Annotated in this window: 21 protein-coding genes; 8 read left to right on the top strand and 13 right to left on the bottom strand. The window is 68.2% G+C overall.

The features are described 5' to 3' along the window. Positions 1–139 precede the first annotated feature (139 nt). From ABT147_RS23785 to ABT147_RS23760, 6 genes are all read right to left on the bottom strand, one after another. Positions 140–1,798 (bottom strand): long-chain fatty acid--CoA ligase, encoded by a 1,659-nt coding sequence (locus ABT147_RS23785; RefSeq protein ID WP_351409339.1) that lies wholly within the window; start codon positions 1,796–1,798, stop codon positions 140–142. A 213-nt stretch (positions 1,799–2,011) separates the two neighbouring features. Next, the gene (locus ABT147_RS23780) at positions 2,012–2,638 is read right to left on the bottom strand and encodes a SigE family RNA polymerase sigma factor (protein ID WP_351409337.1); all 627 of its coding nucleotides are present in this window, start codon (positions 2,636–2,638) and stop codon (positions 2,012–2,014) included. A 227-nt stretch (positions 2,639–2,865) separates the two neighbouring features. Beyond that, positions 2,866–4,032 (bottom strand): lipid-transfer protein, encoded by a 1,167-nt coding sequence (locus ABT147_RS23775; RefSeq protein ID WP_351409335.1) that lies wholly within the window; start codon positions 4,030–4,032, stop codon positions 2,866–2,868. Further along, the gene (locus ABT147_RS23770) at positions 4,029–4,424 is read right to left on the bottom strand and encodes a MaoC family dehydratase (protein WP_351409332.1); all 396 of its coding nucleotides are present in this window, start codon (positions 4,422–4,424) and stop codon (positions 4,029–4,031) included. Before ABT147_RS23770 ends, ABT147_RS23775 begins: the two co-directional genes overlap by 4 nt. Continuing rightward, a complete protein-coding gene (locus ABT147_RS23765; RefSeq protein WP_351409330.1) occupies positions 4,421–5,425 on the bottom strand; it encodes a bifunctional MaoC family dehydratase N-terminal/OB-fold nucleic acid binding domain-containing protein in 1,005 nt (334 codons plus the stop codon). The genes ABT147_RS23770 and ABT147_RS23765 overlap by 4 nt, the downstream gene beginning before the upstream one ends. A gap of 256 nt (positions 5,426–5,681) precedes the next feature. Next, the gene (locus ABT147_RS23760; RefSeq protein ID WP_319248063.1) at positions 5,682–5,987 is read right to left on the bottom strand and encodes a hypothetical protein; all 306 of its coding nucleotides are present in this window, start codon (positions 5,985–5,987) and stop codon (positions 5,682–5,684) included. 353 nt (positions 5,988–6,340) lie between these two features. On the opposite strand from ABT147_RS23760, the gene ABT147_RS23755 reads away from it, so the two are divergent. Beyond that, positions 6,341–7,216, top strand: coding sequence for a bifunctional DNA primase/polymerase (locus ABT147_RS23755; protein ID WP_351409328.1), 876 nt, complete (start codon positions 6,341–6,343; stop codon positions 7,214–7,216). Between the two features lie 254 nt (positions 7,217–7,470). On the opposite strand, the gene ABT147_RS23750 is transcribed toward ABT147_RS23755, so the two are convergent. From ABT147_RS23750 to ABT147_RS23730, 5 genes are all read right to left on the bottom strand, one after another. Further along, positions 7,471–7,680, bottom strand: coding sequence for an antitoxin (locus tag ABT147_RS23750; protein WP_351409326.1), 210 nt, complete (start codon positions 7,678–7,680; stop codon positions 7,471–7,473). Positions 7,681–7,802: 122 nt separating this feature from the next. After that, positions 7,803–7,922 carry a PDDEXK family nuclease gene (locus ABT147_RS23745; protein WP_351409324.1) on the bottom strand — a complete coding sequence of 40 codons (120 nt, stop codon included), beginning with the start codon at positions 7,920–7,922 and terminating at the stop codon, positions 7,803–7,805. Positions 7,923–8,275: 353 nt separating this feature from the next. Further along, a complete protein-coding gene (locus tag ABT147_RS23740) occupies positions 8,276–8,539 on the bottom strand; it encodes a hypothetical protein (protein WP_319696500.1) in 264 nt (87 codons plus the stop codon). Positions 8,540–9,194: 655 nt separating this feature from the next. Continuing rightward, the gene (locus ABT147_RS23735; RefSeq protein WP_351409322.1) at positions 9,195–9,461 is read right to left on the bottom strand and encodes a DUF6959 family protein; all 267 of its coding nucleotides are present in this window, start codon (positions 9,459–9,461) and stop codon (positions 9,195–9,197) included. A 91-nt stretch (positions 9,462–9,552) separates the two neighbouring features. After that, a complete protein-coding gene (locus tag ABT147_RS23730) occupies positions 9,553–9,945 on the bottom strand; it encodes a hypothetical protein (protein ID WP_351409320.1) in 393 nt (130 codons plus the stop codon). A gap of 825 nt (positions 9,946–10,770) precedes the next feature. Between ABT147_RS23730 and ABT147_RS23725 the strand changes: the two genes are divergently transcribed. Continuing rightward, positions 10,771–13,155, top strand: a complete 2,385-nt coding sequence (locus ABT147_RS23725) for an AAA family ATPase (RefSeq protein ID WP_351409317.1) — start codon at positions 10,771–10,773, stop codon at positions 13,153–13,155. 569 nt (positions 13,156–13,724) lie between these two features. Here the strand turns inward: ABT147_RS23725 and ABT147_RS23720 are convergent. Together ABT147_RS23720 and ABT147_RS23715 are read right to left on the bottom strand one after the other, a co-directional pair. Next, on the bottom strand, positions 13,725–14,450 hold the full coding sequence (locus ABT147_RS23720) for a hypothetical protein (protein ID WP_351409315.1): 726 nt from the start codon (positions 14,448–14,450) through the stop codon (positions 13,725–13,727). Positions 14,451–14,533: 83 nt separating this feature from the next. Further along, the gene (locus ABT147_RS23715) at positions 14,534–15,379 is read right to left on the bottom strand and encodes a sigma-70 region 4 domain-containing protein (RefSeq protein ID WP_351409313.1); all 846 of its coding nucleotides are present in this window, start codon (positions 15,377–15,379) and stop codon (positions 14,534–14,536) included. 463 nt (positions 15,380–15,842) lie between these two features. Here ABT147_RS23715 and ABT147_RS23710 point away from each other — a divergent pair, with 463 nt between their 5' ends. The 6 genes from ABT147_RS23710 to ABT147_RS23685 all read left to right on the top strand — a co-directional run bounded on the left by ABT147_RS23710 (position 15,843) and on the right by ABT147_RS23685 (position 21,535). Next, on the top strand, positions 15,843–16,109 hold the full coding sequence (locus tag ABT147_RS23710) for a DUF6284 family protein (protein ID WP_351409310.1): 267 nt from the start codon (positions 15,843–15,845) through the stop codon (positions 16,107–16,109). After that, entirely contained in the window at positions 16,109–16,390 is a 282-nt protein-coding gene (locus tag ABT147_RS23705) for a DUF6303 family protein (RefSeq protein ID WP_351409308.1), read from the top strand. Before ABT147_RS23710 ends, ABT147_RS23705 begins: the two co-directional genes overlap by 1 nt. Continuing rightward, the gene (locus ABT147_RS23700; RefSeq protein WP_351409306.1) at positions 16,387–17,427 is read left to right on the top strand and encodes a DUF2637 domain-containing protein; all 1,041 of its coding nucleotides are present in this window, start codon (positions 16,387–16,389) and stop codon (positions 17,425–17,427) included. The genes ABT147_RS23705 and ABT147_RS23700 overlap by 4 nt, the downstream gene beginning before the upstream one ends. Then, a complete protein-coding gene (locus ABT147_RS23695; protein ID WP_351409304.1) occupies positions 17,427–17,768 on the top strand; it encodes an RRQRL motif-containing zinc-binding protein in 342 nt (113 codons plus the stop codon). The genes ABT147_RS23700 and ABT147_RS23695 overlap by 1 nt, the downstream gene beginning before the upstream one ends. A gap of 79 nt (positions 17,769–17,847) precedes the next feature. Next, positions 17,848–19,422 (top strand): hypothetical protein, encoded by a 1,575-nt coding sequence (locus tag ABT147_RS23690; protein WP_351409302.1) that lies wholly within the window; start codon positions 17,848–17,850, stop codon positions 19,420–19,422. A gap of 1 nt (position 19,423) precedes the next feature. Then, a complete protein-coding gene (locus ABT147_RS23685) occupies positions 19,424–21,535 on the top strand; it encodes a hypothetical protein (protein ID WP_351409299.1) in 2,112 nt (703 codons plus the stop codon). The last annotated feature ends 125 nt before the right edge of the window (positions 21,536–21,660 follow it).

The following is a 21,660-nucleotide window of genomic DNA, read 5'->3' as shown; positions in this document are numbered from 1 at the left end:
GCCGACATGAGCGACCCCGCCCCACGCTCCTTTCAAGCCACACCGTGGCCGAAGCCCCACGAGCCCCGAAAGGGCCTCTTTTCCACGTGAAACACCGCCCCGACCGACGTACCTACAAGTATGGGTACAGGTACGGGCCCTAGATCTGCGTCACGTCCAACGCACCCTCCGCGTACTGCCTGCGCAGCACCTTCTTGTCGAACTTGCCCACGCTCGTCTTCGGCACCGACTCGATGATCGTCCAGCGCTCGGGCAGCTGCCACTTGGCGATGCGGCCCTCTTCGGAGAGGAAGGAACGGAGGGTGGCGAAGTCGGCGGTGGACCCCTCCTTCAACACGACCGTGGCGAGGGGGCGTTCGCCCCACTTCTCGTCCGGTACGGCGACGACGGCGGCCTCGGCGACGTCCGGGTGGGCCATGAGGGCGTTCTCCAGCTCGACGGAGGAGATCCACTCGCCGCCGGACTTGATGACGTCCTTGGCGCGGTCGGTGAGGGTGAGGAAGCCGTCGGGGCTGATCGTGCCGACGTCGCCCGTCTTCAGCCAGCCGTCCTCGCTGAACTTGTCGTCGGGGCGGACTGGTTCGGAGCCCTGGCCGCCGTAGTACGCGCCCGCGATCCAGGGGCCGCGGACCTCCAGTTCACCGGCGGACTCGCCGTCCCAGGGGAGGCGTTCGCCGCCGGGGCCGGAGAGGCGGGCCTCGACGGAGGCGGGGAAGCGGCCCTGGGTGAGGCGGTAGGCGAGCTCCTCCTCCGAGCCGGCCTCGACATGGGCCGGCGGCCGGGCGATGGTGCCGAGCGGGGAGGTCTCCGTCATGCCCCAGGCGTGGCAGACACGCATCCCGAGCTGGTCGAAGGCCTGCATGAGGGCCGGCGGGCAGGCGGAGCCGCCGATGGTGACCTGGTTGAGCGAGCCGACCTCGCGCGGGCGGGCGGTCAGCTCCGCGAGCAGGCCCTGCCAGATGGTGGGCACCGCGGCGGCGTGCGACGGCTTCAGCGTCTCGATCATCTCGGCGAGCGGGCCGGGCTGCAGGAACCGGTCCGGCATCAGCATGTTGACGCCGGTCATGAAGGTCGCGTGCGGCAGACCCCAGGCGTTGACATGGAACTGCGGGACGACGACGAGCGAGAGGTCCGCGTCCGTCAGGCCCATGGACTGGGCCATGTTGACCTGCATGGAGTGCAGATAGATCGAGCGGTGGGAGTAGACGACGCCCTTGGGGTCGCCGGTGGTGCCGGAGGTGTAACACATGGCCGCGGCGGAGCGTTCGTCCAGCTCGGGCCAGTCGTACGTGGTCGGCTTGCCGGCGATCAGGTCCTCGTACTCGTGCACCTGGACGCTCGCTCCGGCGAGCAGCGACCGGTCGCCGGGCCCGGCGACGACGACGTGCTCCACCGGCTTGAGGTGCGGCAGGAGCGGTGCGAGGAGGGGCAGCAGCGAACCGTTGGCGATGATCACGCGGTCGGCGGCGTGGTTGACGATCCAGGCGAGCTGCTCGGGGGGCAGCCGCAGATTGAGGGTGTGGAGGACGGCGCCCATGGAGGGGATCGCGAAGTACGCCTCCACATGCTCCGAGTTGTTCCACATGAGAGTCGCGACGCGTTCGTCGCCGTCGACTCCGAGGTCCTCGCGCAGGGCGTGGGCCAGCTGCGCGGTACGGGCGCCGATCTCGGCGAAGGAGCGGCGTTCGGGCTCGCCCTCTCCGGTCCAGGTGATCACCTGCGACGTCCCGTGGATGACCTGTCCGTGGGTCAGGATCCTGGAGATCAACAGCGGTACGTCCTGCATGGTGCTCAGCACGGCGTCCTCCCGGGGCGGCTCTGCCTACGCGGTGGTAACAGTTGTGCTGATTCTGCGCACATACCGCTCGGTATGTCACTAGAAGGCGGGATGATCGATCAGAGCGGTCACCCGACGGGCCGGATGTGCGAAGCCACGGCAGGGCATCGACGGAACAACATCAGGACAACGGGCGGGCCGGCGCACGGGTTCCCGTGCGGGCTGCCGCTCGGGCTACCGCACGGGTTCCAGCTCGGGGTCCTCGCGCAGCTTGCCCAGCGCGCGCGACACCGCCGACTTCACCGTGCCGACCGAGACCCCGAGGACCTCGGCCGTCTGGACCTCGCTCAGATCCTCGTAGTACCTGAGGACGACCATGGCCCGCTGCCGCGCCGGCAGCTTCATGATCGCCCGCCACATCGCGTCGTGCAGCGCCTGCTGCTCGGCCGGATCGGCGGCCTGCACCCCCTCGGGCTCCGGCAGCTCGTCGCAGGCGAACTCGTCCACCTTGCGCTTGCGCCACTGGGAGGTCCGGGTGTTCAGCAGCGCCCGGCGGACATAGCCGTCGAGGGCCCGGTGGTCCTCGATGCGCTCCCAGGCGACATATGTCTTGGCCAGCGCGGTCTGCAGCAGGTCCTCGGCGTCGCACGGGTTCGCGGTGAGCGACCGGGCGGTCCGCAGCAGCACCGGCTGGCGGGCCTTCACGTACGCCGAGAACGACGGGTACGACAGGTTCGTCAGGCCCCCGAGGGCCGGCCGGGTCGAGGCCGAACGGCCCGCGGTCGAACGGGCCGAGGTCGACAGGGTCCGCGTCACGGGTGCAGCGGCCTTCGAAGCGCTGGTGCAGACGGGTGTGGTCATGGCTCCACGCTAGGAGCGGGCCCCGCCCGGCGGATCGGCCGCAGGTCCCGAAGGCGAATCCCCCTCAGGTTGTAGGAGTGGGGCAGACCTCACCTACTGGAGGTGGATGAACAGCCCCCAGGTACTGAGGGTGTACCCCTGAGAAGCACCTGCCCCGGTCGTACGGCACCGGTCCCACCGACCCCCAGGGTGCCCGAAAGCTCCCCCGCCCGGCACATCCGCCCCACTCACCCGTCCGTCCCCAGCACCAACCCCGAGGTCGGCACCCCGGTACCCGCGGTGACCAGCACCCGTTCCGCGCCGGGGACCTGGTTCACGGAGGTGCCCCGCAGCTGCCGTACCGCCTCCGCGATGCCGTTCATCCCGTGCAGATACGCCTCGCCGAGCTGCCCGCCATGGGTGTTGAGCGGCAGCCGCTCCTCCGCGACGAAGTCCGCCGCCTCCCCCGGCCCGCAGAACCCGAACTCCTCCAGCTGCATCAGCACGAACGGCGTGAAGTGGTCGTACAGGATGCCCACGTCGATGTCGTCGGGGCCGAGCCCCGAGGTGCGCCGGAGCTGGCGGGCGACGACGCCCATCTCCGGCAGCCCGGTGAGATCGCTGTCGTAGAAGCCGGTCATCTGCTGCTGCGCCCGGCCCGCGCCCTGGGCGGCGGCCACGACCACGGCCGGCGGCCTCGGCAGATCCCGGGCCCGCTCCACGGAGGTCACGACGAGCGCCTGCCCGCCGTCCGTCTCCTGGCAGCAGTCCAGCAGCCGCAGCGGTTCGACGATCCAGCGCGAGGCCGCGTGCTCGTCGAGGGTGATGGGGCGGCCGTGGAAGTACGCCGCCGGGTTCGTCGCCGCGTACTTCCGGTCGACCACGGCGACGTGCCCGAACGCCTCGGGGGTCAGCCCGTACGCGTACAGATAGCGCTGGGCCGCCATCGCCACCCAGGACGCGGGCGTGAGCAGCCCGAACGGCAGGGTCCAGCCGAGCGCCACGCCCTCCGCCGACGGCTCCCGGTGGCGTACGCCGGAACCGAACCGTCGCCCCGAGCGCTCGTTGAACGCGCGGTAGCAGACCACGACCTCAGCCACGCCCGTCGCGACCGCGAGCGCCGCCTGCTGCACGGTCGCGCACGCGGCGCCGCCGCCGTAGTGGACGCGGGAGAAGAAGGACAGCTCACCGATGCCGGCCGCCTGCGCGACCGTGATCTCCGGGCTGGTGTCCATCGTGAACGTCACCATCCCGTCCACGTCCGCCGGCGCAAGCCCCGCGTCGTCGAGCGCCGCCCGCACCGCCTGCACGGCCAGCCGCAGCTCACTGCGCCCCGAGTCCTTGGAGAAATCGGTCGCGCCGATCCCGACGATCGCGGCCTGCCCGCCGAGCCGGTCCCTGGTCCGTACGCTCACTCCGCCTCCCCCAGGGTCACGGTCACCGTGCCGGTGACATGTCTGCCGATACCGTTCTCGCCGATGACCCTGACCGTGGCCGTACGTCCGTCGACCGCCTCGACCGTGCCGGTCAACACCATCGTGTCGCCCGGGTAGTTGGGCGCGCCCAACCGGATCGCCACCTTCCGCACGACGGCGGCCGGGCCGAAATGATCGGTGACATACCGTCCCACCAGCCCGTTCGTCGTCAGGATGTTCATGAAGACGTCCGGCGACCCGCGCCGCCGCGCCAGCTCCGGATCGTGGTGCACGTCCTGGTAGTCGCGCGAGGCGATCGCCCCCGCGACGACGAGCGTGCGGGTGATCTCGATCTCCAGCGACGGCAACGCCTGCCCGGCCACGCCCCTCACGCCGACCCCACCTCAACTTCCGCTTCCGTCTCGGTCTCGGTCTCGGTCTCGGTCTCCGTCTCCGTCTCCGTCTCCGTCTCCGTCTCCGTCTCCGTCTCCGACACACGGAAGACCGGAAGCACCAACTCCGCGTCATGACGCTCGAATTCGAGCCGTACGGCCATCCCGATCCGCACCTTGTCGTACGGCACCCCGACGACACCGCTGACCATCCGCACCCCTTCCGCCAGCTCGATCAGCCCGACGGCGTACGGCGGATCGAAGGCCGGGAAGGGCGGGTGATGCATGACGACGTACGAGTACACGACCCCCTCGCCGCACGCCTCGACCGTGTCCCACTCGGGCGAACCGCACGCGTTGCAGCCCGGCAGCCAGGGGAGGCGGAGCGTGGCGCAGTCGGCGCAGCGCTGGATGAGGAGCCGGTGCCGCGAGACGCCTTCCCAGAAGCCGGCGTTGTCGCGGTTGACGACGGGGCGGGGGCGGCGGGCCGGCTCCTGGGACGGCGGCTCCCTCGGCACGTCGGTCGGCGTGTACTTGAGGATCCGGAAGCGATGGGTGCCCACGAGTTCGTCGCCCACGCGCACATCCATCCGGGTCGTGACGAAGTACCCGGTGCCCAGCCTGGTGGTCTTCCTCTCCGACACCGACTCGATGACCGAGTCGAACACGATCTCGTCCCCCGGCCGCAGCGCCCGCAGATACTCCTGCTCGCAGTCGGTGGCGACGACGGAGGTGTACCCCGCGCCGTCGAGCAGCGCGAGGAGTTCGTCGTACGCCGCCGAGCGGTTCTCGTGCCCGCTCAGCCCGCCCATCGTCCAGACCTGGAGCATGGTGGGCGGGGCGACGGCGTCCGGTCCGGTGTACGCGGGGCTGGTGTCCCCCAGGGCCTCGCACCAGTGCCGGATCATGGGCGAGTTGACGGGATCCTTGCCACGGCCGCCGAGGACGGCCGCGCGCCCCTCGTAGACCTTGAGCCGTACGGACAGGTCCTCGACCGCCATACGCCGCCCCCTCCAAAACTTCTGACTGTCCGTCAGATTGAAGGAACTACCGCCGGAACTGTCAAGGTCGCCGAGCAGCCCACGGCAGCACCCTCTTGATCACGAAAACGCCTGTGCGGCGGTGCCGAAGCACCGCCGCACAGGCGTGTCACACCCCACAAACATGTCCCACACGTCCTACGTCCGAGGGTCGGGCCCTTCAGGACCGGGGCGACCTCATCCATGCACCCCGGCCTCCGACCCGCCCCCGACCGGCTTACCAGAGGTTGGTGAAGCTGACGACGGCGTTGTCCTGGTCGATGGCCGTGAAGCCGGAGCCGTTGACCTGGGCCGTGTTGTTCTGGTTCGAGGCGCCCGAGCCGTTCGCCTGCTGCTGCGAGGTCGACGAGTTGCCGTTGTTGTCGTGACCGACACCGCTGCCGACGATGTTCGCCACGCCGGCGTTCGATCCGTTGTCCGCGAAGGAGCCGTTGTCGGCCGTCGCCACACCGGTGAACAGGGCGGCGGCGAGCGGGAGCGCCGAGACGGCGGCGAGAACGCGGGCGGTACGGATGCTTGCCATGTGCATTTCCTCCAGGAACTTCACACAAGTACGGGTTGCCCCGGGGCAGTTGGCCAACCGCCTCGGTGCGGGTCTTCGACGTCGCGAATCAAGAGTTGCCCACCGAATCCCCGGCGAACCACCCCGGAAGCTCCCATTCCCTCTGAAGCGTGATGACAAGTCGATAAACCCCCTTGGATCAAGGAACTCCCAGCTCAGCCGCGATGAGCCCGACGAGCGACAGCAAGATCAAGTGGGACAAGGGGCGAAGCGTTCCGGCAGATTTCCGGCCAACCCGCGAACAGACCCCCGAAGGCCGAAAGCACACCCCGAACCCTCTTCCCTTTATCGAACACGTGTACGAACATGGATGCATGGCCACCATTGACCGGCAGGCCGGCACCCTGGCTCTGGCCCACGCCCTCTCCGCCGCCGAACGCGGGCTGGCGGTGATCCCCCTGTCCCGCGCGAAACTCCCGGCCCTGCGCTCCCCTCACCGCGACAACCCGCCACCGTCCCCCTGCCACGGCGAGTGCGGCCGCTTCGGCCACGGCGTCCACGACGCCTCCACCGACCCCCACCGCGTCCGCGAACTCTTCGCCGCCGCCCCCTGGGCCACCGGCTACGGCATCGCCTGCGGCCGCCGGCCCCACCATCTGATCGGCGTCGACCTCGACACCAAATCCGGTACGGACTCCTCGGCGGCCCTCCGCGAACTGGCCCTGCGCCACCTGTTCACGATCCCCGAGACGGTCGTCGTACTGACCCCCAGCGGCGGACGCCACCTCTGGCTCACCGGCCCGCCCGACGTCGTCGTCCCCAACTCCGCGAGCCGGCTCGCCCCCGGCATCGACATCCGCGGCGCCGGCGGCTACCTCGTCGGCCCCGGCTCCCGCACCGACCACGGCGTCTACGGCACGGCCCCCGGCACCTCCCACCTCCCCCCGGCCCCCTGCCCACCGGCCCTGCTCCGCCTCCTGCTGCCACCGGCACGCACGGGCCTGGGCCCCTCGTCCCCGTCCGGCGGCGGCCCGGGCCACGGCCACGGCCTGGTCCACTTCGTCCTGACCGCCCAGGAGGGCCAACGCAACACCCGCCTCTTCTGGGCAGCCTGCCGCGCCTACGAGAACGACCTCGGCCCCGACCTCACCAACGCCCTGGTCGAGGCCGCCGTACACACGGGCCTCACGGAACGGGAGGCCCGCTCGACGGTGGCCTCGGCGGCGCGGATGTCGGGGCGGGGGGTGTGAGGCGGGGAGGTGCGAGGCGGAGGGAGGCAGGGGCCCACCTCACGGACGACCGGCGCCCACCGTTCGTGGGCACCGTTCGTGGGCACCGGTCGCGGACACCGGTCGCGGACACCGGTCGCGGACACCGGTCGCGGACACCGGTCGCGGGAAGAACTTCGGAAGAGCTGAGGCGGCTACGGCCGACGAGGACGAGAACGAGTGGGACCCACGGCCCCCGCCGACCACACCATCACCCACGTCACCACCCCACACCGCTACCGGGGCGGGTCCTCACGGCCGGTGTCGGTGGGCCTTGTCTGCTCCGAGCCCATCTGCCGCCTGAGCCTCTCCTGCCCCGAGTCCACCTGACCGCTGTACTTCCCCTGCGTCCGCTCGTCGACGTAGTCGCCGCCCTTGTCGACACCCTGCCCGGCCTGGTGCTCATGGCCCTTCAGCATCTGCTTGAGCTTGTCCATCACAGACATAACGGCTCCTTCCGCCGTGTACACCATCCCCACCAGAATCCGCGCCCGTCCCCCGGCCCGCATCTCGTGGCCCCACCGCCAACAGCACGGCCCCTGACCGTCATACCTGGTCAGGGGCCGTTTCACAGTGCGGTGGGTGTGATGTGATGAGTTGGGCATCCGCGCCAGAAGCAGCCATCCAAGAAGACAGCGACCTTCGCCCTGACGAATACCAGATCTGCGGTCCTGCGTTCCTCCGGCAAGGCGCGGACCGAGACGCGGTAGCGGAGGCCTAGGCCGTGAACGGCCGCCTCAGTGCCAGCTCCGGTCGCGCGTCACGGCTTCGGTTGCCTCTCATGCTCGCTTGAGGCCGCTCAACAGTGGCCAACGACGACCACCAGGCGCACGACCCCATCGCCCCTGACCAGCAAAGACCCAGCTCACCCACTTGCGATAGCCGTCGACTATGGCGACTGGTACATGGGCAGTCTGAACGACGACGGCAGCGTCATCGGCTGGGGCGCCTACGGCGACCTCTACAAGGCACTTCGCGGCCTCTCACCCGCCGACGCCTTTCCGGCTGGACGGCAACGCCCACCGTGGCCTGTTGCCAGGCTTATGTGTGGGCGAGTTCCTGCAGCAGCGCGTCAAGGAACTCCGGGTCACCGTCCTCGTGGAGACCAATCCGTGCGCAGGTCATGCCGGCGGCGTGCAGGCGGTCGCGGGTGGTGGCGTGTCCGGGGTGAAGGCGTTGAAGGTGTTGTGCGTGCGGAATGGCTTCCTCGGTGCGGTCGAGGAGCGCGGCGAGCTGACGGGTGGTGAGGTGGGTGTGCCCGGTGGTGGCGAGGGCGCGTTGCACGGCTCGGTCGTAGGCGTTCATGGGCGTCTACCGTAGCTGCGAGCGGTCCGATCCGGGCGACAAGGAGAGCGGTGCCTAGAGCCTCACTCTCAGCTACTCGTCACTTCGCCGCAGCTTCGGGAGTACAGGGCCGTCTCAGTTTCCGTCTCATTCAGCGCCGTTCATGGCCGTTCAGACGAGACCCGAAGCCGTCCCAGCGCCGACGTCCAGCCGCGCATGAACCCAGGTGAACGCCCCTGCACACAGCCCTCCGCCCCACCACCACAGTTGGAAAGCGTGCGTCCGCCCACGCGGGAAGGGGGTGCGCGGTCGGCGCTGGCAGGTCATCTCATGGCCATCGACGCAGCCCGGCCGTCGGTTAGGTCTCGGACGAGTCTCCGAGCCGCCCCCAGACAGGCCGGGGATGAAACCCTTTCCTTCAGAGCTGGAACCCCCGGAAGCCGACCGCGCGCTTGAGACCATAACCGCAGGCACTGACAACAGACCTGACGATGATCGACCGTTGGGTGTAGCCAGTTGGCCCCGCACCACAACCGCACCAGATCGAGCGGGGAACAGCGGGGACTGACGGGGAACACAGGTTCCGCGACCGAAGTCGGAGCACAGCCGTCTGTCCAGGTCAGCGCTCAAGCGGACCCCACGTGACCGCAGCTTCCCAAGCTGGTGGTCCGGCAGCTCAGTACGGCCTCGGAATCTTATGCTCGCTCAACGCTGCCTCGTACCGCGCCAGCAGAGCATCCAGGTTCGCCAGAAGAAGGCCGGCGGAGTCGCGAGCCTCATACACGTCGCCTCGCTCGCATGCCTCCACCACCTCGGCCACGTCGCTTCGGAGGATGTGAAGAGAGTCGCCCTGCACCAGGACCCCGGGGAACCGTCGACCGGGCAAGCGAACCACGGCGCCGTTGCCGCCATCTGTGAACAGCTCGGCCTCAATACGCTCCATCGGGCCATCCAACCTGACATCAACAGCTGACATCAACGGCGGTGCACGCAGACAGACTTGAGCGACCGAAGGCACAGTGCGCACTTGAGCATCAATGCTCCAGGGCGACCGACGGATCGAACTCCTGAAGCGGTGGCTTCCTGGCAACCAACGGCAGTGGCCAGCTAGTGCAGGCCACGAGTGCACCGCCGTCCTCGGTGAGGAAGAGCAGGGTGAACCGTGTCCGATTCTCAGGATCGATCAGCGCTGTGCGCACAGGCCGACCATATTCCCTGATGAGCTGCACTGCTCGCTCCAGGCCAGGAGGTTCGAATCCGCGCATCCGCATGCGCTGAAGTCGGCGACTGAAGACTCCGGCATGCGCACCAGTGGGTTGTACCCGCTCCTCCACCGAGTAGGGGGCGCCGCTGCGGAGGGCGGCAAGAGCTGTCACGGACGCCTCGTCATCACCGATCAACAGCGATTCCAGCACATGCCGTTCCATGGTCACCCCGTTTGGATCGTGCGGTACAGCAGCCAGGTACCGCAACCCTAGTAAGCGCCCCCGCACGGTAGTGCCCCTCCAGGCCCGCCCAGCGGCGGCCGGTATGACTCCCGCTGACCGATCGCGCTAGAGCTACGGATCAGGAGGTGCTCGTGCCCCATCCGTGCCCGATCCAGCGGGAAGCCACGGGGAACCACGGTGCTGAGCGGGAACCGCGCACGACGACGGCCCCTGACCAATTGCCTGGTCAGGGGCCGTTTCATCTGGCGGTGGGTGTGGGATTTGAACCCACGGTGACTCGCGCCACGACGGTTTTCAAGACCGGCCGGATCTGCCCGGACCAATGCGGCTTGACCTGCGCAAGCGTCCTCTCACTGGGAGCCGCCTACGCCTGGTTGGCCAGAGGTTGGCCGCGCTGCCACTGGGTGGGTGCGCCTCGATCCCCCGTCGGCGGTCATCCCTAGCTGTGGCACGACCGCTTCGTCCCGAAGCAACTTCGGTAGGGGTACTACCTTGGGAGGGCGGCGCCCCAGAGGATCTGCCTACTGACAAGCCCCCGAAGGATGGGGAGATCCACCCCCTTCGGCATGGTTGCCACCCAGCTCCGCCGCACCGCGTCTGCGGCAAGCTCTTCGTGGCCCAGGTGCCGCACGTACTCGTTCATCGCTAGATCGTGTCGCCCTGGATCGTGCCCTCCTTGTGTGCGGTTCGCCGGACACAACATCTGTGGTCGGGCAAGATCGACCCAGATGTACCTTGGTGACCCGCCGAGGACACGTCGCAGAGTGGACAGGGCGAATCGGAGGGGCCGTGCAACATCGGAGCGTGGCGTCGGAAACTTTCGAACAAGATGCCGCAGCACTCACACAGACAGCTAATCGCCTGCTTTCAATTATCCGGGCGCGCCAAGAGATTTCACCGATTCCGCGCACGATCGTCACTCGTTGGGAATCTGTTGACGATGAAGCCATCCGGACGGCAATCAGGAGCCGGAAGGTAAAGGGGCGCGACCAGGTACAATTGCTCTTCTTTCACGCCGATCGCCTAGCGAATAACGCTGCACAATTCCGCGATCCACAAAAGTTGATCGAGTCCATAACTCAACTGTGCTTTGCGTGCTTCTACGTCGCCAGGAGTCGCACATACGCCACACCGGAGGTCAGACGCGCCGCTTTGGAGCTAGCAGATAAGTGCAGCGCAGGCATCAAAATTCCTCGCTTTGTCCGGGTCGAGATACGGGCAAGCCTGGAAAATACCAAAGCAGACTTGGCGGATTGGCTCAGATTCCTTGGTCCTGGCTTCGACTCGATCAAGATTGACGGAATTCTCAAAGAAGCGAAGACGATGGGAACCAGAAAGGATCTATTCGTACTTCCGGATCTGCCGCCACTGGAGGCTACCGAGTCGGCTGCGGACCTCCTGGCCGCCGCAGCCAGCGAGCAGCAGGACCAAGCCGATCGTCTAAGTCTTCGCATCGCTTACGATCGCTCCGATAGCGAAGTTCGGATCAGATCAGTTGAGCTTTTTGGCATCAGAGGCGCCCCCGGCTCTTTGAAAATTCCCTTCCTGCTAAAGAAAGAGCCCGTTTCTTCCCTGATCTTCGGCGAGAATGGAACCGGTAAATCGACCATCGCGGATGCGATCGAGTTCGCCCTTCAAGGCAGGATTGGCCGCTCGACTCTGTACGATTCACCCGTGTCGCCAGCTTTGCGCTCTTTCTCTAGAGACTCCGGCAATTGGTCCCTGGTAGAGCTTTCGGACGGCACTAAGGTTCGACGGGAAGTCGTCACCGATGCCGGCGGCACTATTGCGGCTGAACCACTGACAGTAAGGCCGGGATTTCGCCTTGCCCCTATCACCATTCAGAGGTCTGATCTCCTCCGCTTCCTAGATACAGGAGCGCTCAGTCGAGGCACGATTCTACTGGACTACTTCCCAGCAAGTTCCGAGACTCTGGCGATTCGTCCGGACGAAGCCGCACATCGTCTCGAAGCGACCTTGACGGAACTGCGTATCAAGCGAACTGCCTACGCCGAACGCCTTGCACTGCTCCTAGGTGTCCGCCCCGCCGATGTAGATAGCCGAGAAGGATTCAGCAAAGTAATTAAGGAAAAGGTCTATAAGGAACAGTCACCGTACAGCTTCCAGCAAAATAAAGGCTGGGAAGCGATGGATCCGGAGCTTGGCCGCACGATCAGGAACCTATCCCAGGTTCACTCGGATATGCGGAGCATCAAGAAGCAGATCGCGGCAAAGGATAACCTACTCAACCCTGCTCTGCATCGAGACCAAGTTGACCTAGTAAAGGTAGCCTTGAAGGGGGTTGCCGATGAGGTAACTCATGCCTTTAGAGCGATATGTCGAGAGCACTCTGTTGAACGGATCGATATCTTGTTCGGCAGGTCTGGCCCACTGTCGCTCGACATCCGCGTGGGGCTAAGCGATGGACGAAGCTGTTTCCCGCAGCAGATCTTTTCGGAGGCATACAGGGATCTCTTGGCCCTCCTCTTTTTCACCTCCGTCGCGAAAAAGGCAGCCGAACACGGACAGGCGCGAGTCCTCATTCTAGATGACGTCCTCCAGAGCGTAGACGCTGGCGTGCGACAGGATCTCGTCAACCATCTATTGAGCAACTTCCAGGACTGGCAGCTGATTTTCACTGTCCACGATCGGCTCTGGATGGAGCGGTTGCGGTCTCTGTTCAGCGCACATGAACACAGGTTCGTTGAGCACCAGATCAGATCCTGGGATGTCGCGGAGGGGCCAATACTTCAGCAGCCGGGTGTGGATGTCTTGTCAAAAGACCTTACATTCATGCTAGATCACGGTGAACCGGAGGGAATTGTTGGTCGTGCTGGGCCTTTGCTGGAATACCTGTGCAGGGAGCTTTGCGCGCGGTTCAGCCTCATGGTCCCGTACAAGAGAGATGGTCGACACATGCTCGCCGACCTTTGGTCCGCTACGCAGTCCTCATTGCGCGATACACGCCTTGAGCCGGAACTCAGAAATCTAGCGGCAGATCGGGCTTTGCGAAACTTGGCGGCACACGCTGATCCAAAGGTGCTTGAATTGAGCATGAATGAGGCTCGACATTTCGGCAGAGCGGTTCTGGATCTTTACTCGGCAATTCGTTGCCCTGACTGTCGGAGGTGGGTCAATGAGGGCAAGGAATGTGGATCTCAAAGGTGCACATCTAATATCAAACTCTAGTCAAAACCGCGCGAACCGCTGGGCCGACCCTATGTAGCAGAATGCCTTGAGTCGACCAACTTCCTCGACCATCGCTCACCACTGCTCCCATCCCGTCCGCCCCAACGGACCCACAGTCGGCAACGGCGCCCCCCTCCATCCAGGTGCCGACCAATCCCCCGCCGGAGGCATTGTTCCGACAGTGCCCGCGATATTCGTGATCGACTCATGGCCACCGGCCCTACCCACACGTGGGCGTGCCTCGGCGCAGCGCGGGCGGAGCGGGCCGAAGGCAGGAGCGGCGCCCGGAGCGGAGCCGGGAAGCGCGCGGCGGAGCGGCAGCCGGGGCTTGAACGAGGTAAGGAAGTTCCTAGCGCAGTGCAGCGCCCGCCCTGCCGACGGCAGAGCGGGCACACTCGCTTTCGAGGTCTGCTCCCACCTGCGGAAACAGCGTCCGGGGGTGTCCAACCCCGTTCATTTCCGTACTCGCGCCCGGCACGTGAACGGCTACGAACGGCATCGGACGGGGGTGAATGAGACGGAAACTGAGACGGAGCGAGACGGCGCCCCTCGCTACCGACCTGCGGTTATCACCACTGACAGAAGGCAACGGAAGCGTCGTCACCTGACTTGTAGCGCGGCCACCGCCGCCCCGTCGGGTCCGTGGCCTCAACCTTCCGGACGGTATCGATCAGCTCTCGCGGGCCCCCGGTCCGGAGGGTCGTGAAGACTTCGGGCCACGTCGCCATGGCGTACTCGGTGACTAGTCGTGACGCGCCATCGGACAGGACCGCTGCGGCGCGCACGTCCTCGGTGGGGGTGCTGCCCACAAGCGCGTGCTCGGCTGCTTCCGGACCGGCCGCCGCCACCCAATAGCCGGCGGACGTGTTGCGGATCTGCCGTTGCGCCGTCACGAATCGGCGCAGTGCCTCTTTGTGGTCTGCCGTATGGGTCTCGTACTGCTCGACTTCGGTCCGCAGCTCGGGAAGCACGTCGTCCACGCGAAGGTCAGTGATCACGGTGAAGCCCTGGCGCCCTTCGAGAACGACCGGGGAGTCCGCCAAGACCAGGTGATCGAGAAACCCCTCCCGTTGCCGGAGGATCGCGACCGTTGCCGAGGGCGTACCGGGGTTGCCCAAGTCGCATTCGGGATGCAGCGCCGCCACCCGTTCGAGCGCACCCGCCAAGCCTGCCGTGAGCGAAGCACTCGGCTCTGCCAGCGCGGCGACAAGCTGACTGCCGAGGTGGGCCACGAACCACGGGACACCGTGGCGGCATCCCGTGTCCAGGCCCGCCGTGCTGAGTCCGTCCAGCATCACGGCGAGAGTCGGCGTAGCGGCCACCCAATCTTCGTTGGGACCGGCTCCACCGGGTTGGGTGTCAATGGCGACGCGCATGCTCAGCCCTCGTGTCGGTACAGCGGGGTGACGCGTCGACTCTCCAGCACTTCGAGCGTCTGCGGGTCGTAACGGCACGAAATAAGAGTGGAGAAGCGCCGCGTGCGGACCTCTCGGTAAAGCTCTGCCAGGTTGTTTTCGAGGAAGTGAACGACTCCGCTCGCTCCGATGGCGTGGATGCCCGCGATATAGAGGAACGTCCCCTTGCCGTCCAGACGGGGGAGTCGTCCCAGGTAACCAACGTCGCCGTCAGACCCGTCTTCGTCTGCGGGCGACCGGTACTCCTTCCCTGCGACCTGGTCCACCAAGTGCCATGCGGTGTCCTTCGCAAACCGAAGGCTGTCGTCTCCTTCGAGTACCTGCGCCACGATCGGGGAGCGTCGGGGGCCACAGATGACGACGTGGTTGTCCCGGTTGAGGTTGACGATCCCGGTCGGTGGGATCACCTCGTACTGCGCGTCGAGTTTCATGCCGATCACCAGCTTGCGCAGGTGCTCGAAGTTGTTGAGGTCTTCGCGGGTGATCACTTCGCTGGGGTTCTGGTCGGGCCCCTTGCCTGCCTCATACATGCCGGCGACCGACACGGTGACCATGTCCGTGCCGAAGAACGCCCTCTCTGGTGGAGGACCGGCGGACGCAAGCTGACCCACCCGCCCCCGGCTGACGCCTAGGCGAGTCGCGATTTCGGCTTGGGTCATGCCGGCCGCCTGCGCCTCTTCGATCGCCTCGCGCCGGATCCGAGACAGCTCATTCACCCGGCTCTGGTACCGCGCCATCAGGTCGATTGCGGCTTTGGCTCGGTCGACCGGGTCCGAGATCCCCGAGACCCGCTCCATGTCGTCGTGCACAACTCTCCAATCGTCGCCTAGGGGGGCTATCAGACTCTATCGCGAGAGGGGGTTGCACGCAGCGTCGGGTTTGCCTACCGTACCTATCAAGCGAGACGGCAACCCCCCCTAAGCAAGCTGGGGAGGTCCGCCGTGACTGCTTCACCTGCATTGACGGTGCCCGGAGGAAAGCCCGCAGGGGTGAGTACGAAGTGAGTGCCAAGGGATTGAGAACTGCATAGGTGGGCCCCGTCTCCCCGAGTCGAAAAGACGGCCGCGCGGCTACGACCGCGCATGTCCGCAGCGCCCGAATGGCGCTTGCGGCCGGTTGCCTCCCCCGCCCGTCCGACCGCGCTTGACGTGCTGGTCGTACGGGCGGGGGTGTGGGGAGCCGGATGTTCCGACTTCAAACGGCGTGCGGCCCCGGTGCTGGAACACCGGGGCCGCTGTTCGGGCCGTTCCACCCTCTAAGGAGACACGACCCATGAAGCACATCGGTGCTGTTCAGGCGGTTGTTACCGCCGCCGACGACTTCGACCGCGAGCCGACGTTCGCGGAACTGGACGCCCTCGTGGTCGAGGCGCCGTTGATCGAGGCGGATGTCGAGTTGCTGGACGTGCAGATCAGCCTGCTGGACCGGACGCCGACCGAGGTGGACCACCAGCGGATCCGCCGGGCGCGCCGGAAGGTTCTGGCCGCGCGTCGGACGCTGGCGAACCGGGGCGGTGCCGTCGCGTCGGTGGTGGCCTGATGGCGGCCGCGTTCACGGCGCAGATGTCCATGCGTGAGGGCAGGTGGCGCCTGTACGTGGTGCTGATGAACACCACCGAGCGGTGGCCGGAGTACCGGTTCGGCGCGGCGGTGCCGACGTTCACGGACCGCGTGAACGCGCTCAGCGTCCTCGGGTTCGAGCCGCTGCCGGGCGCCGCATGGGAGTGGACCGAGGACACCGAGACCCACGCCGACCCCGCTTCCCCGGTCGTTCTGATCGCTGCGATCGGGGTGCGTTCATGGACGGGGGCGGTCGCGTGAACGCCGTTCAGATCCGTTCAGCCGAGCGCGCGCTGTCGGTCGGTACGTGGCTGATCGTGGCCGGGGCGATGCTGTACTCGATCCTCACCGTCACCCCGCTGGCCGCCGCCCACACCCCCGACCAGTGGGACTGGACGGCCCCGATCCTCCCGCTCGTGGTGGACGCGGCGGTCGTGATTGTGGTCCGGCTCGATGCGGTGCTGGCCCGGCTCGGCGGGCATGGCGGTAAGTGGCCGGTGGTGCTGCGGTGGATGACTGGCTGCATGACGCTCGCCCTGAACGTCGCCGACTCCGCGCTGAAGAACGACCTGGTGGGCGTGGCCGTGCACGCGGTCGCCCCGCTGCTGCTGATCGTCACCGCTGAGACCGGCCTCGCCTACCGGCGGGCCATCACCGCCGCCGTCACCGAGCTGGAAGCCCAGCAGCGCACGGAGCGCGAAGCCCGTGAGCGGGCGGTGGACGAACGGCGCGAAGCCGCCGTGCGGTGGGCCCGTGAGGAACGCGAGCATGCCGCCGCGATGGCCCGTGAACAGCGTGAGCACGAAGCCCGGTTGGCCCGTGAACAGACCGAGCGGGAGGAGCGGGCCCGCCGCGAGGAACGCGAGCGCGCCGAAGCCCGTGAGGCTGCCGAGCGCGAGGCTCGTGAACACGCTGAACGCGAGCGTGAACAGCAGCGGGCCGCCCGTGAACGCCGTGAACGCGAGGAAGCCGAACGCCGCGACCGCGAGCAGGTGGAGCGTGATCGTCGTGAACGCGCCGCGCGTGCCGAGCAGGCGGAGCGTGAACGCCGTGAACACGCTGAGCGCGAGGAGCGGGCCGAACGTGAACGCGCCGCGCTGCTGGCCCTCGGACCGGCCACGGAGAAGTTCGCCGAGGACCGGGCCCGCCGGCTCGTGAAGGCAGCGTTCGACACCGGGCTGCCGGTGCGGGCCGCTGCCGAACTGTGCGGCTGGTCGGTCGGCTGGGTCTCCACCCGCTACGCCGAACTGCGCGACCCCGGCACCGGCGGCGCTGAACTGTCGATCGCGACCGGCTGATGGCCTCCATACCGGTCTACGTCTGGCGGCTCGCCCCGGACGGACTGGCCACCCGCCGACAGCTCCGCGCCAAGGGGCTGCGGCCCGGTGGTCAGGACGTGGTCGCGCAGATCGAACGCCCGCGTCGTCGCCGTCCGCCGCTGGTCGCGTACCTCTACCGCGTCGACGACGCGAAGCCCGTGCGGTCGATGACGCCGGCGAAGTGGGCGGCGCTCGGCAAGGCCAACGCCGCCCGCCGCACCTGCCCCAAGTGCCGCACCGACGCCGGCTACGTCATCCCCGCCTCGCTCGGCATGTGCGTGCCGTGCGCGTACCCCGACGACGAACAGTGCGCCGCCTGAACATCGCAGCTCAGCAGGCCCGGCCGCACGCCTCCTACAGCCCCGGCCGGGCCCTACTCCAGTAAGGAGTGCTCTCAGCATGACGGAACTCAGCACCGAGCCGGTAGCCGTTCAGCCGGTACCGGCCAGTCCGCCTCCGCCGCCCGACGCCCCGCCCACCGTGGCGCCAGCGGTGAAGGAGGTGGAGCACACGCCCGGCGGCTGGCCGATCGTCCCGCTCGCGCTGTCCGGGGCGAACAGCACCGTGGGCACCGTCGCCGCCGCCTCCCTGGTGGGCGGCCCGGTCGCCGCCATGGTTGCCGCGACCGGCATGGTCGTGCTCGGCACGCTCGCCGCCGCCCGCTCCCGCAAACCCAACCCCCGCCGCGACGCTCGCCGGGCCGCCGCCCGCGCTGCCGGGCGGTCCGCTGCCCGCAGTGCAGGTCTGCGTACCGGCGGCACGCGCGGCGCGGGGAGCCGGTCGGCTGCTGGCCGTGCCGGTGGCTCCGTCGGCCGGTCGGGCAAGGCGCCCGGCCAGCACCGCCGCGCCACCGGCTCCGCCGCTGGTCACGCCAGCACCGCGACCAGCGGGAAGACCCGCAGCAAGACCGGTCACAGCCCGGCCAAGCGCGCGGCCGGCGGCGCGGGGAAGGCAGCGGGTAAAGCCGGGCAGGTCAAGGCCATGCGCGCCGCGCAGAAGGCTGCGACCCCCGCCCGCGCCGGACAGCGGACACAGACCACCGCAGCGCGGCGCGCGGTCGCCGACGCCCGCCGCAACGCCAAGGCCGCCGCCGGCAAAGCCCAGTTGGGCAAGCGGGCCGGGCTGGCCGGACGCCTTACGGGCGGCGCCGCTCGTAAGGCGCGGGCGGCGCGGGACGCGGCCATCGCCAAGTCCCGTGCCCAGCGGGACGCCAAGACCGGCGCCACCGTCGCCGGGCAGCGCGCCACGGTCCGTAAGGCTCCGGCCCGCAAGGCCGCCCGCCGCGCGCTGCGCCGGTCGGCGGCCCGCTTCCAGGGCCGCCGCCTGCTCGCCGCGCTGCTCGCCCTCCCCGTCGGCCTGCTCGGACTGATCACCACCCCCATCGGCCGCAAGTTCGATATCCCGTGGCTGATGCACCCCGGCCGCCGCCTCTACTGGGGCATCGTCCGCGCCGCTGCCGAGCAGCGCGCCGAGCGGGACGAAGCCACCCGCCAGCAGCAGCGCGAGCAGGAAGCCGCCGCCGACGCGGACGCCGCCACGGACGGCACCGGCGGAATCGCCGACAGCGTCCAGCGGCCGGCCGCGAACGTTCCCACCCCCGCAACATCCCAGGTCAGTGAAGGAGAGAACGTGTCTGGTTTCCGGTTCGAAGAGGCGGCTGAGGAGATGGAGCAGGCTGCCAACGCCTACGACCCCGAGAACGCCATGGAGATCCTGGCCATGGTCGAGGGACTGCCCGCCGCGCTCACGTCGGTGGCGAACGTGATGAAGATCCTCGCCGAGCGCTCCGACTCGGAGTTCCCGCTGGAGAAGGAAGTCGCGGACGGCTTCAACGACATCTTCGGCGCCGTCATGAGCGCCGTGGCCGTGGCGGAGGACATGGGGCCGCTGTTCCGGCAGGCCCACGAGCAGGACATCGCCCGTCACGAGGACCCCCGCAACGGACCCGAGGCCGAGAAGGGCTGGAACGTCTGAGATGAGCAGCACCGCCACCGCCAAGAAGAACGTCGCGAGCAGTGGTCCGGTGCTGGACTGGGCGGCCGGTCACGGACCCGTGACCGGCGCCCTGTCCGCCACCACCGGAGCCTTCGCCGTCGCCACCACCGGCGCCGCCACCGCCATGCCCCCCGGCTGGGCGCTCGCCGTCGGCGCCGCCGGCGCCCTGGGACACACCGTCGCCGGTCTGCGCGTGCGCAACGCCGGCCGCACCCTCGCCACCCGCGCCGCCTCCTGGCTCGTCGGCGCCGGATGGACCACCTGGGCCATGACCCACGGCCCCCTCACCTGGGCCGCCCTCGGATCACTGGCCACCATCGGCGTCGGGATCGGGGCCGCCGCCCGCTCCGCCGCCCTGTACGAAGAGGCGCGGGAAGAGGAAGCGATCGCCGTCGAACAGCGGCAGATCATGACCGAGTTGTCCGCCGAGCGGCGGGCGATCGCCGCCGAATGGATCGAGCGGATCCAGCGGATCTGCCACATCAGCGTGCGGGTGCTCGGGGTGGAGAAGTGGGAAACCGGCGCCGGGTACTCCCTCGACCTCGAACCCCAGGGCGGCATCACCTACGACCGCATCGCCCAGCACTCCGTGGCCCTGTCCGCCGACGCCAAGCTGCCGCACGGCTGCACCGCAACCGCGGGGCCCGGCATCCACCAGGGCCGCACCATCCTGGACGTCACCACCGTCAACGTCCTCAAGGACGACTGCCCCTACCCCGACGACTACGGGCCGCTCTCGGTCCTCACCGGGTTGCCGTGGGGCGTGCGGACCAACGGCGAAACGGTGTCCGCCTACCTGCGCGAGCAGTGCGCGCTGGTCGTCGGCCCGACCGGATCGGGCAAGACCAACATGGTCCACACGATCCTCGCCGGGTTCGCCCGCGCCGAGGACGTCCTCACCTGGGTCATCGACCTCAACGCCGGCTCCGCCGGTCTGCCCTGGGTGCTGCCCGCGCTGAAGGGGGAGATCGAGGGCGAGGACGGCAAGCCGGTGCGGCCCGGCATCGACTGGCTCGCCGGCACCCACGAGGAAGCCCTCACCATGCTCGACGCCGCGCTCGCGGTCGGGCTGCACCGCAAGAAGGCGTACCAGGACGTGCTGGCCAAGGCGAACACCGATCTCCTCCCGGTCAGCGCGAAGATCCCGCAGATTCTGCTGGTCATCGACGAGGGTGCCGAGATCCTGGTGAGCACCGACCGGCAGATGAAGGAACTGGCGAAGAAGATCCTGGAAGTCATCCGGATGCTCCGCGCCATGGGCGTGCGCACCGTCCTGACCGCCCTCGGCGCCACCGGCAGCGTGCTGGGCAACCTGATGATCCGCCGCGAGGGCAAGGTACGCGTCGCACTCACCGGTGGTGAGACCGAGGGCATGGACCTGGGCAAACTCTTCCCCGGCCGGCGCGGTCTGCGGGTGGAGCAGGCACCGTACAAGGGTGCCGGTTTCATGGGCACCCCAGAGTCCCCGGCCGCGCTGTTCAAGGCGTGGCGGATCCTGCCCAACCAGATCCGGGAGATCACCGCCGCCACCTCCGACCGGCACCCCCGCCTCGACGAGATCTCCGCCAAGGCCGCCGGGCCCGACTACGCCCGCCGCTGGGACACCAGCCGCACCGCATGGATGCTCGACCACACCCCCGACGACGACAGCACGGACACCGGTGCGTCCGCGTCGGGGTCGGGGCTGCGGTTGTCCGCGCTCGGGAGCCGGGAGGCGGAGCGGGTCTCGCCGGAAGACGAGATGCTGCGCCGCTTCCGCGCCGAGATCGACGCCCAGTTCGCCACCACCCCCGACCCGAACACCCCCACCACCGAGGAACCCCCGGCACCCGGGGGCGGGTTGAATCTGTCGGCGTTGCGGGGCGAGCAGGACAGCCCCGCGCAACAGGCCGCGCTCGCGCTGCTGCTCGCCGCCGGCACCGAGGGCACCGGGGCGTCCGCGATCGCCCGCGCCCTCGCCGACGAGTACGGCACCACCCGTCAGACGGTCGTCGGCTGGCTCAAGGACTGGAGCAGGGACGGCACCGCCGTCCGCGTCGGAGAGGGCACCAAAGCCCGCTACGTCCACCGCCACCACACCCCCGGCAACTGATCACTTGTCGCTTGTCGGCCCACCCCCGGCACACACCGCTCACACGGCCTCCAGGGGGCTGGAAACGGCTTGTGACCTGGGAGGCGACAAGCGACAAGACAAGACAAGCGACAAGCCAGACGACA

The sequence above is a fragment of the Streptomyces sp. NPDC001868 genome (genome assembly GCF_040297125.1).
In the GTDB taxonomy this organism is placed as follows: domain Bacteria; phylum Actinomycetota; class Actinomycetes; order Streptomycetales; family Streptomycetaceae; genus Streptomyces.
The sequence above is the reverse complement of the archived record's forward strand: the minus strand, read 5'-3'. Positions and strand labels throughout refer to the sequence as shown.

Coding starts and splice junctions, on each gene's coding strand:
- ABT147_RS23690 (WP_351409302.1), top strand. CDS start 17,848: ATGACGGAACTCAGCACCGAGCCGGTAGCCGTTCAGCCGGTACCGGCC.
- ABT147_RS23735 (WP_351409322.1), bottom strand. CDS start 9,461: ATGGAGCGTATTGAGGCCGAGCTGTTCACAGATGGCGGCAACGGCGCC.
- ABT147_RS23760 (WP_319248063.1), bottom strand. CDS start 5,987: ATGGCAAGCATCCGTACCGCCCGCGTTCTCGCCGCCGTCTCGGCGCTC.
- ABT147_RS23710 (WP_351409310.1), top strand. CDS start 15,843: ATGAAGCACATCGGTGCTGTTCAGGCGGTTGTTACCGCCGCCGACGAC.
- ABT147_RS23730 (WP_351409320.1), bottom strand. CDS start 9,945: ATGGAACGGCATGTGCTGGAATCGCTGTTGATCGGTGATGACGAGGCG.
- ABT147_RS23765 (WP_351409330.1), bottom strand. CDS start 5,425: ATGGCGGTCGAGGACCTGTCCGTACGGCTCAAGGTCTACGAGGGGCGC.
- ABT147_RS23705 (WP_351409308.1), top strand. CDS start 16,109: ATGGCGGCCGCGTTCACGGCGCAGATGTCCATGCGTGAGGGCAGGTGG.
- ABT147_RS23720 (WP_351409315.1), bottom strand. CDS start 14,450: ATGCTGGACGGACTCAGCACGGCGGGCCTGGACACGGGATGCCGCCAC.
- ABT147_RS23755 (WP_351409328.1), top strand. CDS start 6,341: ATGGCCACCATTGACCGGCAGGCCGGCACCCTGGCTCTGGCCCACGCC.
- ABT147_RS23695 (WP_351409304.1), top strand. CDS start 17,427: ATGGCCTCCATACCGGTCTACGTCTGGCGGCTCGCCCCGGACGGACTG.
- ABT147_RS23685 (WP_351409299.1), top strand. CDS start 19,424: ATGAGCAGCACCGCCACCGCCAAGAAGAACGTCGCGAGCAGTGGTCCG.
- ABT147_RS23740 (WP_319696500.1), bottom strand. CDS start 8,539: ATGAACGCCTACGACCGAGCCGTGCAACGCGCCCTCGCCACCACCGGG.
- ABT147_RS23780 (WP_351409337.1), bottom strand. CDS start 2,638: ATGACCACACCCGTCTGCACCAGCGCTTCGAAGGCCGCTGCACCCGTG.
- ABT147_RS23750 (WP_351409326.1), bottom strand. CDS start 7,680: ATGTCTGTGATGGACAAGCTCAAGCAGATGCTGAAGGGCCATGAGCAC.